The organism is Actinomyces haliotis, from assembly GCF_015355765.1.
Lineage (GTDB): Bacteria > Actinomycetota > Actinomycetes > Actinomycetales > Actinomycetaceae > Actinomyces > Actinomyces haliotis.
The window spans coordinates 1-14969 of the sequence record NZ_JACWNA010000028.1 but is presented as its reverse complement, the minus strand read 5'-3'; the positions used below and the strand labels follow the sequence as shown (position 1 = coordinate 14969).

11 protein-coding genes are annotated in these 14969 nt (G+C 71.4%); 4 read left to right on the top strand and 7 right to left on the bottom strand.

All coding sequences use genetic code 11. The features are described from left to right. Window positions 1-53: 53 nt before the first annotated feature. The gene (locus IXW69_RS10745) at window positions 54-569 is read left to right on the top strand and encodes a GNAT family N-acetyltransferase (RefSeq protein WP_194786334.1); all 516 of its coding nucleotides are present in this window, start codon (window positions 54-56) and stop codon (window positions 567-569) included. 32 nt (window positions 570-601) lie between these two features. On the opposite strand, the gene IXW69_RS10740 is transcribed toward IXW69_RS10745, so the two are convergent. Further along, window positions 602-1054: a hypothetical protein gene (locus IXW69_RS10740; RefSeq protein WP_194786333.1), complete on the bottom strand. Its 453-nt coding sequence runs from the start codon at window positions 1052-1054 to the stop codon at window positions 602-604. A gap of 427 nt (window positions 1055-1481) precedes the next feature. Here IXW69_RS10740 and valS point away from each other — a divergent pair, with 427 nt between their 5' ends. Beyond that, on the top strand, window positions 1482-4277 hold the full coding sequence (valS, locus tag IXW69_RS10735) for a valine--tRNA ligase (RefSeq protein WP_194786332.1): 2796 nt from the start codon (window positions 1482-1484) through the stop codon (window positions 4275-4277). A gap of 323 nt (window positions 4278-4600) precedes the next feature. Beyond that, window positions 4601-6400 (top strand): AMP-dependent synthetase/ligase, encoded by a 1800-nt coding sequence (locus IXW69_RS10730; RefSeq protein WP_194786358.1) that lies wholly within the window; start codon window positions 4601-4603, stop codon window positions 6398-6400. A 107-nt stretch (window positions 6401-6507) separates the two neighbouring features. Here IXW69_RS10730 and IXW69_RS10725 read toward each other — a convergent pair whose 3' ends face one another. After that, window positions 6508-9057: a helix-turn-helix transcriptional regulator gene (locus IXW69_RS10725; protein WP_194786331.1), complete on the bottom strand. Its 2550-nt coding sequence runs from the start codon at window positions 9055-9057 to the stop codon at window positions 6508-6510. A gap of 241 nt (window positions 9058-9298) precedes the next feature. Between IXW69_RS10725 and IXW69_RS10720 the strand changes: the two genes are divergently transcribed. Next, window positions 9299-11329: an AMP-dependent synthetase/ligase gene (locus IXW69_RS10720; protein ID WP_194786330.1), complete on the top strand. Its 2031-nt coding sequence runs from the start codon at window positions 9299-9301 to the stop codon at window positions 11327-11329. Between the two features lie 115 nt (window positions 11330-11444). Here IXW69_RS10720 and IXW69_RS10715 read toward each other — a convergent pair whose 3' ends face one another. From IXW69_RS10715 to IXW69_RS10695, 5 genes are all read right to left on the bottom strand, one after another. Further along, the gene (locus IXW69_RS10715; protein WP_194786329.1) at window positions 11445-11783 is read right to left on the bottom strand and encodes a chorismate mutase; all 339 of its coding nucleotides are present in this window, start codon (window positions 11781-11783) and stop codon (window positions 11445-11447) included. Continuing rightward, window positions 11780-13081, bottom strand: a complete 1302-nt coding sequence (clpX, locus tag IXW69_RS10710) for an ATP-dependent Clp protease ATP-binding subunit ClpX (RefSeq protein WP_194786328.1) — start codon at window positions 13079-13081, stop codon at window positions 11780-11782. Before clpX ends, IXW69_RS10715 begins: the two co-directional genes overlap by 4 nt. 274 nt (window positions 13082-13355) lie before the next feature. Beyond that, window positions 13356-14060: an ATP-dependent Clp protease proteolytic subunit gene (locus IXW69_RS10705; protein WP_194786327.1), complete on the bottom strand. Its 705-nt coding sequence runs from the start codon at window positions 14058-14060 to the stop codon at window positions 13356-13358. Between the two features lies 1 nt (window position 14061). Further along, window positions 14062-14706: an ATP-dependent Clp protease proteolytic subunit gene (locus IXW69_RS10700; protein WP_323745289.1), complete on the bottom strand. Its 645-nt coding sequence runs from the start codon at window positions 14704-14706 to the stop codon at window positions 14062-14064. A 154-nt stretch (window positions 14707-14860) separates the two neighbouring features. Beyond that, the coding region (locus IXW69_RS10695) for an integrase core domain-containing protein (RefSeq protein ID WP_194784358.1) at window positions 14861-14969 on the bottom strand (109 nt) is incomplete at its 5' end.

The window sequence follows — 14969 nt, the reverse complement described above, 5'->3', positions numbered from 1 at the left end:
ACCGCGCCTGAAGGAGCGGCGCCACCGTCGCGAGGACCCGCTAGCCTCGCTCCATGCCGATCACCGACGTCGACGGGCCAGCCACCAACCGGGGCTGGCACGTGCGCGACCTGCTGCCGGCAGAGCTCGGCTCCGACGCCGTTCGCGGCCTCATGCACCTGGCGTGCGGCTACGAGGGCGCTCGCCTCGACGCCGTCATCCGCGACGAGCTGCCCGCGCTCACCGTCACGGCCGTCGTCCCGGCCCCAGGACCATCCGAAGGCGCGCGAGGTTCAGCCTCGGACGCCCTCCCCATGGCGCTGGCCGCATTCTGCCCCGCCGGGACCGACGGCTCCCCCGCTGTCATCGAGTACCTCGCCACGGCGCCCCGTCACCAGCACGAGGGCCTCGCCAGCCTTCTCATCGACGAGATCCGTCGGCGGCACCCCAAGGCAGCAGTCATCGCCGAGACCGACGACGACGCCATCGGCTTCTACCGGACGCTTGGCTTCGCCGACGAGCCGGCCACGGACCCGCGCTGGCCCGACACGCCCCGCTACCGCTGCACGCTCGCGCCCGCAGGCTGCTGAGGCGGCGCACGGCGCACATGCCGCGGCCCGCCTCACAGGAGCGGGTGGCGCTGCTCGATCCAGGCTCGCGTCACCTGGGCGGCCCTGCGGCCGCCGGCCTCGTTGCCCGCCTCGGTTCCGCCGAGGATGAGCCCTGCCGCCTCGGTCGGCCCTCCCGGGCCGTGCCCGCAGGCGGGGAGGATGGGGAGGATGAGGCCCGTCGTCCGCCCCCTGGCGGCCCGGATCTCGCGCGCAGCCGGTGCGGAGTCCCACATGCGGTCGTCGGCGCCGGCGATCAGGAGCAGGTCGGCCGGGCAGGAGGCGACGTCGATGCGCGCAGCGTCGAGCGCGGCGGCCGAGGCAGCCGAGCGAGCAGCCGCGTAGATCGGCCCCGCCTCGATGGGACGGCCCCGCCGCTGGGCGAGGACCAGTCGCGCGACGGCGAGCGCCATGCGCGGCGTGCGCACCTGGGCAGGTACGGCGTCTCGGCGCCCGCGAGCGTCCACGACGAGCGCTCCTCCCCACCCTGGTCCTCGGTGAGCGCCGGCCAGCGGTACGCCGTCGGCGCCGTGAGGACGAGGTGGTCAGCCCCACCGAGTGCCGTCACGGCGGCAAGGAGGAACTCGGCATCCTCCGAGCCGCCGACCGTGACGATGACTCCGCGGCGGGTCCGCTCACGAGGAACGAGGTGGAAGCCGACGACGTCGCCGTCCCGGACCTCCTCGATGAGGACGTTGGGGGTCCTCGTGCGGGTAGGAGGCGGTGTCACGGGGGTTGAAGGCGTCATCGCTCATGTGATCAGGATCCCACCCGCGAGCGCCTCGCGCGTGGCACCGACCGCACCGCGACCACCCGGCACCCCGTAGCCCACCTCACAGGGCGATCCCCCGCCTGCCCACGGCTGCGCCGTCGGCCCATGACAGAATCGGCGCCATGTCTGGAACCGAGCAGTCCCCCCGCTTCGTCCCCTCCGAGACGCACTCGCCGCGCGTCCCCAGCAAGGTCAGCGCCGACGGCCTCGAGGCCGCCTGGGGCGAGCGCTGGGAGGAGGACGGCACCTACGCCTTCGACCGCTCCGCCGAGCGCCACGAGGTCTTCTCCATCGACACTCCGCCGCCCACGGTCTCCGGCTCGCTTCACGTCGGCCACGTGTTCTCCTACACGCACACGGACACCGTCGCCCGCTACCAGCGCATGCGTGGCAAGGCCGTCTTCTACCCGATGGGCTGGGACGACAACGGACTGCCCACCGAGCGCCGCGTCCAGAACTACTTCGGCGTCCGCTGCGACCCCACCCTCCCCTACGACCCGGACTTCGAGCCCACCCAGACCGGCGGCGAGGGCAAGTCCATCAAGGCCCGCGACCAGAAGCCGATCTCCCGGCGCAACTTCGTCGAGCTGTGCGAGCGCCTCACCGTCGAGGACGAGGCCCAGTTCGAGGCCCTGTGGCGCCACCTCGGCCTCTCCGTGGACTGGAAGCAGAACTACCAGACCATCGGCGTGCGCGCCCGCAAGGTCGCCCAGGCCGCCTTCCTGCGCAACCTCGAGCGCGGCGAGGCCTACCAGGCCGCCGCACCCGGCCTGTGGGACGTCACCTTCCAGACCGCCGTCGCCCAGGCCGAGCTCGAGTCCCGCGAGTACCCGGGCTTCTACCACCGCCTCGCCTTCCACGTCGTCGACGCGGACGCCGCGGCCAAGGCCAAGGCCGCCGGCGCCCCCATCGAGGACGGCCCCACCGGCACCGCGGACATCTGCATCGAGACGACCCGCCCCGAGCTCCTGCCCGCCTGCGTGGCCCTCATCGCCCACCCCGACGACGAGCGCTTCAAGCCGCTCTTCGGCACGACGGTCGCCTCCCCCGTCTTCGGCGTCGAGGTCCCGGTCCTCCCGCACCCCGAGGCGGAGATGGACAAGGGCGCCGGCATCGCCATGTGCTGCACCTTCGGCGACACGACCGACATCGACTGGTGGCGCGACCTCGACCTCCCGCTGCGCGCCATCCTGCGCAAGGACGGCCGCCTCGAGACGGAGGTCCCCGAGTGGATCACGGCCGCCGAGGGCGTCGCCATGTACGAGCAGATGGCCGGCAAGACCACCTTCTCCGCCCGTGAGGCCCTCGTGTCCAAGCTCGCCGAGACCGGCGAGATGCGCGGCGAGCCCACCAAGACCCTGCGCCAGACGAACTTCTTCGAGAAGGGCGACAAGCCCCTCGAGATCGTCACCTCCCGCCAGTGGTACATCCGCAACGGCGGCAAGGAGTGGACCAACCCGGCCTCCGGCAAGGACCTCAACGCCGAGCTGCTCGAGCGCGGCAACGCCCTCGAGTGGCACCCCGACTTCATGCGCGTGCGCTACGAGAACTGGGTCAAGGGCCTCAACAACGACTGGCTCGTCTCCCGCCAGCGCTTCTTCGGCGTGCCCTTCCCGCTCTGGTACGAGGTCGACGCCGACGGCCAGCCCGACTACGACGCGATCATCACGCCCGAGGAGTCCGCGCTCCCCGTCGACCCGTCCTCAGACACCGCCCCGGGCTACACCGAGGATCAGCGCGGCGTGCCCGGCGGCTTCGTCGGCGAGCTCGACATCATGGACACCTGGGCCACCTCCTCCCTGTCGCCGCAGCTCGTCTCCGGCTGGCTCGAGGACGAGGACCTCTTCAACCGCGTCTACCCGATGGACCTGCGCCCTCAGGGCCAGGACATCATCCGCACCTGGCTCTTCTCCTCCGTGGTCCGCGCGGACCTCGAGTTCGGCGCCCTCCCGTGGAAGCACGCCGGCATCTCCGGGTGGATCCTCGACAAGGACCACAAGAAGATGTCCAAGTCGAAGGGCAACGTCGTCACGCCGAAGGGCCTGCTCGACAAGTACGGCTCCGACGCCGTGCGCTACTGGGCGGCCTCCGCCCGCCTCGGCCTCGACCCGGCCTTCGAGGAGACCCAGATCAAGATCGGCCGCCGCCTGGCCATCAAGGTCCTCAACGCCTCCAAGTTCGCCCTGTCCATGGGGATCCCGTGGGACGCGGACGAGGCGACGCTCGCGGCCGTGCCCGCCCCCGAGCTCGACCCGAGCGCCGTCACCGAGCCCATCGACCGGGCCGTCCTCGCTGCGCTCGCCGGCGTCGTCGAGACCGCCACGGCCGCCTTCGACAGCTTCGAGCACGCGCGGGCCCTGGAGGCGACGGAGTCCTTCTTCTGGACCTTCTGCGACGACTACATCGAGCTCGTCAAGGAGCGCGCGAACGACTTCGAGGGCACGCACGACGCCGCGGCCGTCCGCTCGGCCCGCGCGACCCTCGCGATCGCCGTCGACACCTTCGTCCGGCTCTTCGCCCCGTTCCTGCCCTTCGTCACCGAGGAGGTGTGGTCGTGGTACCGCACCGGCTCGGTCCACCGCACCGAGTGGCCCGACGCCACTCCCCTGCGCGAGGCGGCCGGCGACGTCGACCCCGACCTCGTCGCGCACGCGGGCCTCGCGCTCGCCGCGCTGCGCAAGGTGAAGTCCGAGGCGAAGACGAGCCAGAAGACGCCGATCCTCGCCGTCACGCTCGCCGTGTCGAGCGAGGTCCGTCCCGCCGTCGACGCCGTGCGCGCCGACCTCACCGAGGCCGCCAAGGTCACCGGTGAGCTCGCGCTCACCGAGGCGGCGCCCGCGGCCGAGGGTGAGGAGTCCGCGGCGCCCGTCGTCGTCACCACCGTCGAGCTCGGGGAGAACCCGAAGAAGAAGGCCTGAGCCCACGAGCGGCTGGCACCGGCCCGCGCTGACGCCCCGGCTCAGCGCGGGCCGCGTCGCGCCACTGGGACGCGTCCACTCGCTCGCCCGTGGATTGCTACGGCGATCAGGCTCACAATCCTGTGGTTTCCTCTAAAGGAGCATGCGGGATCTCTCGGTGCCCTGCTGAGGGGAAACGGCACCCCGCCTGGGAGAATGCCCGGGTGAGTCCACGCAAATCAGACGACATCCACCTCAGTGCGAGCACCCTCCCGGACCACCAGCGCCCCCTCGTCGAGAACGGCGTGACCACCGGGCCGCTGACCCGCGAGCCCGACGAGACGATGACCGTCCCCTGGCTCCTCACCGACCGCGCCACCCGCGCTCCGCGCTCGACCCTCATCGAGCGCAAGTCGCCGCTCGGCAACCAGTGGGTCAAGGTCACCGCCGAGGCCTTCCTCGACGACGTCAACCGCGTCGCCGCCGGCCTCATGGGCATGGGCCTCCAGGCGGGCGAGACCGTCGGCATCATGGCCCACACCTCCTACGAGTGGACCCTCCTCGACTTCGCGATCGCGACCGCCGGACTCGTCTCGGTGCCCGTCTACGAGACGGACTCCGCGGACCAGATCGAGTGGATCCTCGAGGACGCCGGCCTGCGCCTCGTCATCGCCGAGACCACCGCCCTCGCCGAGGTCGTCCGCGCCGCCGTGGCCTCCTTCAGCGCCTCCCACCCTGACGCCCCGACGACACAGGTCCTCTCGCTGGACCGCGACGCCCTCACCGAGATCGTCTCCGCCGGGGACGGCGTGACGCAGGAGCAGCTCGAGGCCCGTCGTGACGCCGTCCGCGGCTCGGACACCTACTCGATCGTCTACACCTCCGGTACCACCGGCCGCCCCAAGGGCGTCGAGCTGACGCACAACGCGGGCGCCGGCCTGGCCTGGAACGGCGTGCGCTGGCTCCCCAACGTCCTCGACGGTGAGAACGTCCGCATCCTCCTGTTCCTGCCGCTGGCCCACGTCTACGCGCGCCTGCTCGAGCTCGTCTCCGTGACCGGCGACGGCGTCCTCGGGCACACCCCGGACGCCAGGACCCTCCTGCCCGACCTCCAGGCCTTCGGCCCCTCCTACGTCCTCGCGGTCCCACGCGTCATGGAGAAGATCTACAACGCCGCGGACGCGAAGGCCGGCTCCGGTGCCAAGCTCAAGACCTTCCGCTGGGCCGCCAAGGTCGCCATCCAGTACTCCCGTGCCCTCGACACCGAGGCCGGTCCGTCCTTCCAGCTGCGCACCGCCCACGCCCTGGCCGACCGCCTGGTCTTCCACCAGATCCGCGACCTGCTCGGACCCAACGCCAAGTACGCGATCTCCGGCGGCGGGCCCCTCGGCCAGCGCCTCGGGCACTTCTACCGCGGCATCGGCATCAACATCCTCGAGGGCTACGGGCTCACCGAGACGATCGGTCCCGCCAGCGTCAACCTCGACACCCTCAACAAGATCGGCACCGTGGGCCCGCCGGTGTGCGGTGTCTCCGCGCGCGTCGGCGAGAGCGGCGAGATCGAGCTCAAGGGCGTCTCGCTCTTCGCCCGCTACCGCAACAACCCCGCTGCGAACGCGGAGTCCTTCACCGAGGACGGCTGGTTCCGCACCGGTGACATCGGCTCCATCGACGAGGAGGGCTGGATCAAGATCACCGGTCGCAAGAAGGAGCTCATCGTCACCGCGGGCGGCAAGAACGTCGCCCCGACGATCCTCGAGGACCGCCTGCGCGGGCACCCGCTCGTCAGCCAGGTCATGGTCGTCGGCGACGGCGAGCCCTTCATCGGCGCGCTCATCACGCTGGACAAGGAGATGCTCCCCCAGTGGCTCGCCAACCACGGCCTGCCACCCATGGACGTCGTCGAGGCCTCACGCAACCCGCAGGTGCTCGCCGCCCTCGACCGCGCCATCGCCCGCACGAACCGCGCCGTCTCCCGCGCCGAGTCGATCCGCGCCTACCGGGTGCTCACGACGGACTTCACCGAGGCGAACGGACTGCTCACGCCCTCGCTCAAGGTCAAGCGCGGCGAGGTCATGAAGACGCACGCGGACGTGATCGCCGACATCTACAAGACGACGAAGAAGGGCCCGGCGGACGCCTGAGCCAGCCCCTCCCGGGTCCCACGATGAGGAGCGGGGCGATCGCCCTCACGATGACCGCCCCGCTCTTCATCGTCGGGACCCAGCCGAAGCAGTCCGGTCGGTCCGTCTCAGATGAGGCCGACTGACCGCGCGACCTGGAGGGCCGAGGCCTTGGAGTGCACGCCGAGGCGCTTGTAGAGGGCCTTGGTGGTCGTGCGGATCGTCTCGCGCCCGAGCACGAGGTCGTCTGCGATCTCCGAGGCGGTCTTGCCGGCCTCGAGCCCTCGCAGAACGTCCATCTGCCGAGGGGTCAGCTCGATCTCAGCGGGCTCGCGCCGCACCGGGGCAGCGTCGTCGAGCCGAAGACCGGGGACGTCCGCGTACTCGTCACCGAGCTCGGCGAGGATGACGCGGCGACCGGCCGCAGGTAGGAGCGCGACCACGGACAGCGACGTCCTCCACTGGGGCAGGCGGGCGAGGAGCTCGGTGCCGTTCTCCAGGTCCCTCGTGGCGGCCATGGTCGCGAGCTTGAGCCCGTAGGCGGCCAGACGCCAGCGGTCGGGGGTGTCGGGAACGGCGGCCGCCCGGTCGGCGAGCTGGTTGGCGCCCTCGGCGTCACCGGAGCTGAGCTCGATGCCCGCCCGGACGACGAGGGACATCGACTCCGGCAGCGTGCCTCCGTCGACCCAGCGCTGAGCGGCCTCGGTGTTGCCCTGGCGCACCTCGATCATGGCGAGGGTCGCGTGCAACGGCCACCACTCCCAGGACAGGAGGTTGACCCACCGGGCGCGGGCGAGGAAGGCCTTGAGCCACTGGGAGGCGACGACGGGACCCCGGGCGAGGAGCAGCGAGAGCCCGTCAGCCTCGACCTCGAGCGGCAGGTACTGCGGCGCGACGTCGATCTCGACGTCGGAGGGCTCGAGGACGTCGATCGCGTCGTCACCCAGACGGCGCCAGTCGTCACGGTAGCGGCGCGAGATGCTGATGATCTGCTCCGGCTCCGGGTCGCGGGAGGCCGTGACGGCGACGACGTCCTCGTACTGGGCGAGGAAGTAGGCCGCCCGGTCGTGGACCCCCGCCTTGGCGGCGAGGACGGCGCTGCGCGCGGTGAGGCCCGCCATGAGGGAGGACGCGACGTGGGCGTCGAGGCTGGCGGCCCCGGCGAGCGCCGTCGCCTCGTTGACGCACTCCTGCGCGAGCGGGAGGCGCGCGATGGAGAGGTAGGCGTCGGCCTGACCGAGGAGCGCGTAGCACACCAGCGCGGCCTTCGGCCGGGAGAGCGCGGGGGCCACAGCCGGGTCCGCGAGCGCGCGGTGGCTCTCGGAGGCCAGCCGGCGCAGGAGGGCGTGCCCGTCGGCGACGGCGGCGCGGACCTCACCGATGTCCGGGGACTGCGCCTGCCCGACACCGCGGATGAGCCGGTCGAGGACGGCCTCCGCGTCCTCACCGCGGGCGGCCGGGTCCTCGGCCGTGATGAGGTGCATGAGCTCGAGCCACGGGAGCGGGAGCTGGCGGCGCCCCGTGAGCCAGCTGCCGTCGACGAAGGTGGTCGCCGCGGCCAGGTGCCCCCACTCCTGCGGAACCTGCTCGGGCCAGTACGTGGAGAGCTGCGCGAGCTGAGCGCCGGAGAGCAGGGCGAGGTGGACCATCGCGCGCCCCAGGACGCGGTCGAGGCTCGCCCAGGCGGAGATGGAGGTGAGGAGCCAGATCCGTTCCAGGGGCGTGAGCTCGATGCGCTCGTCGGCCGCGGCGTGGCTGACGGCGCGCCGGATCGCGCGCGCGGCGAGGGCGTCATTCTCCGTGGCTGCGGTGGCCAGTGCTCGGGCGAGGGTGGTGGGGAGCGCGCGAGGGAGGCCAGCCGCCGTGGAGACGAAGGCCCCGGCGTCGTGGCACTGGCGCACCTCGGCCGGGGAGACGGGACGGCCGAGGACGGGGGTCGCGAGGGCGGCCAGGCCGCGCGCGTGGAGTGGGATGAGCCAGGCGTGAAGCAGCATGAGCTCGTCGTCGACGTACTGGGGCAGGAGCCGCTCGGCCCAGGCGCGAGAGACCTGGACGAGCTCGCCGTCGTCGGAGTCGTTGTCCGTGGTGGCGGCGAGCCCCGCCGAGGTGGGGCGCGCCGCCGCGGTGATGGCGCCCGGACCGATGGAGAGGGCGTCCTCGATCGCGGCGGCGACGAGCCTCGGCACTCCCCCGGTGGCCTGGTGGATGCGGCGTGCGACGAGGGGCGAGATCTCCCCGCCACCGACCTCCACGATCTCGGCGGGCGTCACGGTGAGCGCGGACTGGGAGAGGTTGAGGTCGAAGGGGACGTAGACCTCGGGGACGGCGATGTCGAGCTCGACGACGGCGAGGACGGGCGGCATGACGCCGGCCGAGTCGACGATCTGGGAGACGAGACGACCGACGGCGCCCTGCTCCATGGCGAGGTGCTCGTCCCAGATGAGGAAGATCGGCTTGCGGCGCACCAGGAGCGGCATGAGCCTGAGGACGTCGCCGGCCTTGCGCACGTCGAAGCGGTCGCGGGGCTCCCCGCCGTCGATGAGCTCGAGAGCGGCCTCGGCGATCTCGACGGGCGCGAACTCGTGCGGCGCGCGGAGGATGGCGGTCTCCCCCTGCTCGAGGAGTCCTGCCAGGCGCGGCGCGACGGCCCCGACGACGCGGTCCAGCGTTGTTGTCATGCTTCCCTGACCTCCGACCACCCGGGCCGTCGCTCGACCGGTGCGGCCCGGCCGACCTGATAAGACTTCCGGTACCTTATGAGAGATCCTGTCGTGCATCAAGATCCCTAATGGATGGCGTGCCGACGGGAGTCTCAGCAGTCCCTGGCACACACACCTTGTATCGAACCACAGGCACGAGGCCCGTCTTCAGGACGCGTCGCGCGCCCCGGCTGCGCGCCTCGTCACGCACAATCGGCCCATGAGCACCCAGTCCAGTACCACGCCCGACCACGACGCCCCCGCTGCTGGTCCCGACGGCGCGCCGGCGACCGAGACCCCGTCCCCGGGCGGCGCCTTCCGACCGGACACGACCGTCGCCCGCGAGTTCACGACGCAGCTCCTCGTCCCCCTCGAGCCCACCATGACCACGACGTGGGCGCTGGCGGACCGCGTGCGACGGGCACCGGACAGGCCGCTCATCGCCCGCAAGGCCTCCCTCGGGCGCCGCTGGCGGAAGGTGAGCGCCCGCGCCTTCCGCGAGGAGGTCCGTGAGGTGGCGGCGGGACTCGTCGCCCGGGGTCTCGAGCCGGGCGACCGGATCGGGATCATGTCGCACACCTCCTACGAGTGGACCCTCCTCGACTTCGCCGCCTGGGAGGCGGGACTCGTCGTCGTCCCCGTCTACGAGACCTCTTCGCCCGAGCAGGCGCGCTGGATCCTCACCGACGCCGACGTGCGCCTGGTCGTCGTCGAGAACGAGCAGCTCGAGCTCATGATGACGACGCTGCGGGACACCGCCCCCGAGCTCGCCGACCTCCAGGTGGAGTGCCTCGCCTCCGACGCGGTCACCGCGCTCATCGCGGACGGCCGCGGGGTCCTCCCCGCCGAGCTCGACCGTCGCACCAGCGCCGTCACGGCCACCGACCTGGCGACCATCGTCTACACCTCCGGTACCACAGGTCGCCCCAAGGGCGCCGAGATCACGCACGCCAACCTCGTCCACCTCGCCGTCAACACCTCGGCGTACCTGCCCGAGGTACTCCACGGCGATGACGTCCGCACGCTCCTGTTCATCCCGCTCGCGCACGTCCTGGCGCGCTTCGTCCAGATCGCGATCGTCTGCTCGCCGGCCGGCGTCATGGGGCACGCCCCCGACGTCAAGAACCTCATGGGGGACCTCGAGACCTTCCAGCCGACCTTCGTGCTGGCCGTCCCGCGCGTCTTCGAGAAGATCTACAACGCGGCTGACGCGCGCTCGGCGGGCGCCAAGCAGAAGGTCTTCCGCATGGCCGCCAAGACGGCCATCGCGTACTCGAGGGCTCTCGACACGCCTCCCGGGCCCTCGCGCGCCCTGAGGGCGCAGCGCGCGACCTTCGACAGCGTCGTCTTCGCGACCCTGCGCCGGATCCTGGGCGGCAAGGTCCGCCAGGTCGTCTCCGGCGGCGGTCCCCTCGGTGAGCGCCTCGGCCACTTCTACCGCGGCGCCGGCATCACGGTCCTCGAGGGCTACGGCCTCACCGAGACCGCGGCGCCCTGCACGATCAACACCCCCGGCGCGACGCTCGTCGGCTCCGTCGGCCTGCCCCTGCCCGGAACCTCGGTCCGACTCGCCGACGACGGCGAGATCCTCGTGCGCGGCATCGGCGTCTTCCGCGGGTACCACGGCAACCCGGAGGCGACCGCCGAGACCTTCACCGACTCCGACGGGGCGGACGCCTCGTCCGAGGACGGCGTCGAGGACGTCGAGGGCGTCTCGACGGTCCGCGACCCCGAGTCGGGGCCGTGGCTGCGCACCGGCGACATCGGCAGCTTCGACGGCGAGGGCTTCCTGCGCATCACCGGCCGCAAGAAGGAGCTCATCGTCACGGCCGGTGGCAAGAACGTCGCCCCGGCAGTCCTCGAGGACCGGCTCCGCGGGCACCCGCTCGTGAGCCAGGTGCTCGTCGTCGGCGACAACCGGCCGTGCATCGCCGCGCTCGTCACCCTGGACGCCGAGATGCTGCCCATGTGGCTGTCCTCCCACGGCGTCGAGAACCTCAACCCGGTCCAGGCGGCGAGCGACCCGCGCGTGCGCGAGGCGCTCGAGCGGGCGGTCGCCCGGGCGAACGAGGCGGTGTCCCGGGCGGAGTCGATCCGGACCTTCACCATCCTGCCCACGGACTTCACGGTGTCGAACGGGCTGCTCACACCGTCGCTCAAGGTACGGCGCGCGGAGGCTCAGAAGCGCTTCGCCGCCGAGATCGACGCGCTCTACGAGCGGGTGCCGGCGAGCGCCGCGAAGCAGGGCTGACCCTTCTGACCCGGGGTACGCGTCGGGGCCGGAGCCACCTGGTGGCTCCGGCCCCGACGACGTCGTGCTCTGTGCAGGTTCCCGCTGTCCGCCTCACGGCGGGGCCCAGTGAGGGTCAGCCCTCCGCCCGCTCCTCGCGGATCGCCTCATGGTGGCGGATGACCTCCTCGACGATGAAGGCGAAGAACTTCTCAGCGAAGACCGGGTCCAGCCCCGAGTCCTCGGCGAGGGCCCGCAGACGCGCCACCTGACGCTCCTCACGGCCGGGGTCAGAGGCCGGCAGGTCCAGCTCCGCCTTGAGGACGCCGACCTGCTGGGTGCAGCGGAATCGCTCGGCGAGCAGGTGGACGAGGGCGGCGTCGAGGTTGTCGATGGTCGAGCGGTACGCCGCGAGGGCGGCCGGGACGCCGGGGACCTCGCGCTCGACGGACTCGAAGCGGGACTCCGGGCTCATGCGGTCCGGCTCCTCTCGCCGCGCTCGCCCTTGGTGGTGGCGGACAGGGTGCCTGAGCCGGCCTCGTAGCGGGGCTTGGAGAGTCCGCGCACGGCGTCGGCGTCGACGACGACGCGACCGACCTCCGGCATGGACGGGACCTCGAACATGGCGTCGCCGAGAACCTCCTCGACGATGCTCGTCAGGCCCCGGGCGCCGGTCCTGCGCTCGCGCGCGAGCGTGGCGATGGCCTCGACCGCCTCGTCGGTGAAGACGAGCTCGACGCCGTCGAGGCTGAAGAGGTACTCGTACTGGGAGACGATGGCGTTCTTCGGCTCCGTCATGACGCGCACCAGCTCGGGGACACCGAGGTCCTGAACAGTGGCGATGACGGGGAGGCGACCGATGAACTCGGGGATGAGGCCGAACTTGTGGAGGTCCTCGGGGCGCACCGGCGCGGTGAAGACGTCCTGCTGCTGATCCGTGAGGACGCCGCCGAAGCCGAGGGAGGAGGCTCCGGACTCCTTGCGGGTGCGCTGGCGGACGATGTCCTCGATGCCTGCGAAGGCGCCGGCGGCGACGAACAGGATGTTCGTCGTGTCGATCTCGAGGAACTCCTGGTGCGGGTGCTTGCGCCCGCCGCCCGGCGGGACGGAGGCCGTCGTGCCCTCGATGATCTTGAGCAGGGCCTGCTGGACGCCCTCGCCGGAGACGTCCCGGGTGATCGACGGGTTCTCGGCCTTGCGACCGATCTTGTCGATCTCGTCGATGTAGATGATGCCCTTCTCGGCCCGCTTGACGTCACCGTCGGCGGCCTGGATGAGCTTGAGGAGGATGTTCTCGACGTCCTCACCGACGTAGCCGGCCTCCGTGAGGGCCGTGGCGTCCACGATCGCGAAGGGGACGTCGAGGAGACGGGCGAGGGTGCGGGCCAGGTGGGTCTTGCCGGTACCGGTCGGGCCGAGCAGGAGGATGTTGGACTTGCCCAGCTCGAGGCCGTCGCCCTCGGCGACGCTGCGCTCGCGGACCTGGACGCGCTTGTAGTGGTTGTAGACGGCCACGCTCATGGCGCGCTTGGCGCCCTCCTGGCCGATGACGTACTCGTTGAGGAAGTCGAAGATCTCCTGCGGCTTGGGCAGCTCGAGCGGGACGCCGGAGCCGTTGTCACCGAGCTCCTCGTCGACGATCTCGTTGCACAGCTCGATGCACTCGTCGCAGATGTAGACCCCGGGGCCCGCGATGAGCTTCTTGACCTGCTTCTGGCTCTTCCCGCAGAAGGAGCACTTGAGAAGGTCGACGCTCTCAGCGCTTCGTGCCACGTGGATCCCCCGTTCCGTCTGTTCCCCCCGGTCTCCCCGGCGGGACGGCACCACCCTACGGGTGCGCGCACGACGGGGCACCCGGGCGCGCCGCAGCATTGCGCCGCAAGGCGAAGAGCGCCCGAGCGCTGCCTCACACGCGTCCGCACCGCGCCCGAGGCTCCCGAGGAACCACGCCGTCTAGCAGGCGCCTCGGGGCGGAGAGCCCGCGAACGCGGTGGGGCCCGACGCCGCTGCGGCGTCGGGCCCCGTCCGGCTCGAGATCAGCGCTCCGTCACGCGGAGTGGGGCGAGCGCGGGGTCTTGCGCGAGGCGAGGACCTGGTCGACGAGGCCGTACTCCTTGGCGGCCTCGGCGGTGAGGATCTTGTCGCGCTCGAGGTCGGCGTGGACCTTCTCGACGCTCTGGCCCGTATGGGCGGCGAGGGTCTCCTCGAGCCAGGAGCGCATGCGGTCGATCTCGTTGGCGACGATCTCGATGTCCGAGGCCTGCCCCTGCATGCCCTCCATGGCGGGCTGGTGGATGAGGATGCGGGCGTTGGGCAGGGCGAGGCGCTTGCCCTCGCTGCCCGCGGCGAGCAGGACGGCGGCGGCCGAGGCGGCCTGACCGAGGCAGACCGTCTGCACCTGCGGCTTGATGTACTGCATCGTGTCGTAGATGGCGGTCAGCGCGGTGAAGGAGCCACCGGGGCTGTTGATGTACATCGTGATGAGGCCGTCGGGGTCCTGTGCCTCGAGCACGAGGAGCTGGGCCATGATGTCGTCGGCCGAGGCGTCGTCGACCTGGACGCCCAGGAAGATGATGCGGTCCTCGAAGAGCTTGGAGTAGGCGTCCTGGCGCTTGAAGCCGTAGGCGGTCCGCTCCTCGAACTGCGGCATGATGTAGCGCGACAGCGGGGAGGCCGGGGCGATGCTGCCGGGGGCGGCGGCGGCGTCGACCTGGCGCGCCACGGCGTCGAAGTAGGGGCGAGAGCTCGTCATGTCAGTTCTCTCCGTTCTCGTCCGTCAGCTCGCGGCTGGAGCGGATGATGTGGTCGACGAAGCCGTACTCGAGGGCCTCGGTGGCGCTGAACCAGTGGTCGCGGTCCGAGTCCTTGATGATCTCCTCGACGCTGTGGCCGGTGTTGGCCGCGGTGATCTCGCTCAGCTCCTGCTTCATCTTGATGATGAGGTCGGCGTTGATGCGGATGTCCGTCGCGGAGCCGCCGGCGCCGCCGGAGGGCTGGTGCATGAGGACGCGGGTGTGGGGCGTGAGGTAGCGCTTGCCCTTGGCGCCGGCGGAGAGCAGGAACTGGCCCATCGAGGCAGCCATGCCGGTGGCGACGGTGACGACGTCGGGCTCGACGTACTCCATCGTGTCGTAGATGGCCATGCCGGCGGTGACCGAGCCACCGGGGCTGTTGATGTACAGGTAGATGTCCCGCTCGGGGTCCTCGGCGGCGAGCAGCAGCATCTGGGCGCAGATGGCGTTCGCGTTGTCGTCGCGCACCTCGGAGCCCAGCCAGATGATGCGCTCCTTGAGGAGGCGATTGTAGATGGAGTCGGTCAGGCCGAGTCCGGCGGGGCCGGAGTCCGCGGCCGTCGGGGCGGCGACCGCCGACGTCTGGGGCGTGATGTGCTCGCTCACGTCAGTCCTCTCGTGTTCGTTGACGCCAACGCTAACGCGGGGCGCAGGTGACCCATGCCCGGAGCTGAGCCCTTTTCGCTCACGGCCTGACACCGGTGCCGAGCACCTCTGGTGGCCGCCCTTGCGGCGACCTAGGTGTTGGTGGCAGACAGGTTCATGACAGTCGGCTGGTTGGAGGTAGACCGTTGAGCGCGGTGTGTCCGCGTTCAGTGTTGTAGTGCTCGATCCAGGGGGCAAGGGCGTCGCGGCGCTCCTGGTTGGAG

What these genes read in the sequence shown, in the direction of transcription:
- IXW69_RS10745 (WP_194786334.1), top strand. Translation starts at nt 54, where the DNA reads ATGCCGATCACCGACGTCGACGGGCCAGCCACCAACCGGGGCTGGCAC.
- valS (WP_194786332.1), top strand. Translation starts at nt 1,482, where the DNA reads ATGTCTGGAACCGAGCAGTCCCCCCGCTTCGTCCCCTCCGAGACGCAC.
- IXW69_RS10730 (WP_194786358.1), top strand. Translation starts at nt 4,601, where the DNA reads ATGACCGTCCCCTGGCTCCTCACCGACCGCGCCACCCGCGCTCCGCGC.
- IXW69_RS10725 (WP_194786331.1), bottom strand. Translation starts at nt 9,057, where the DNA reads ATGACAACAACGCTGGACCGCGTCGTCGGGGCCGTCGCGCCGCGCCTG.
- IXW69_RS10720 (WP_194786330.1), top strand. Translation starts at nt 9,299, where the DNA reads ATGAGCACCCAGTCCAGTACCACGCCCGACCACGACGCCCCCGCTGCT.
- IXW69_RS10715 (WP_194786329.1), bottom strand. Translation starts at nt 11,783, where the DNA reads ATGAGCCCGGAGTCCCGCTTCGAGTCCGTCGAGCGCGAGGTCCCCGGC.
- IXW69_RS10705 (WP_194786327.1), bottom strand. Translation starts at nt 14,060, where the DNA reads ATGACGAGCTCTCGCCCCTACTTCGACGCCGTGGCGCGCCAGGTCGAC.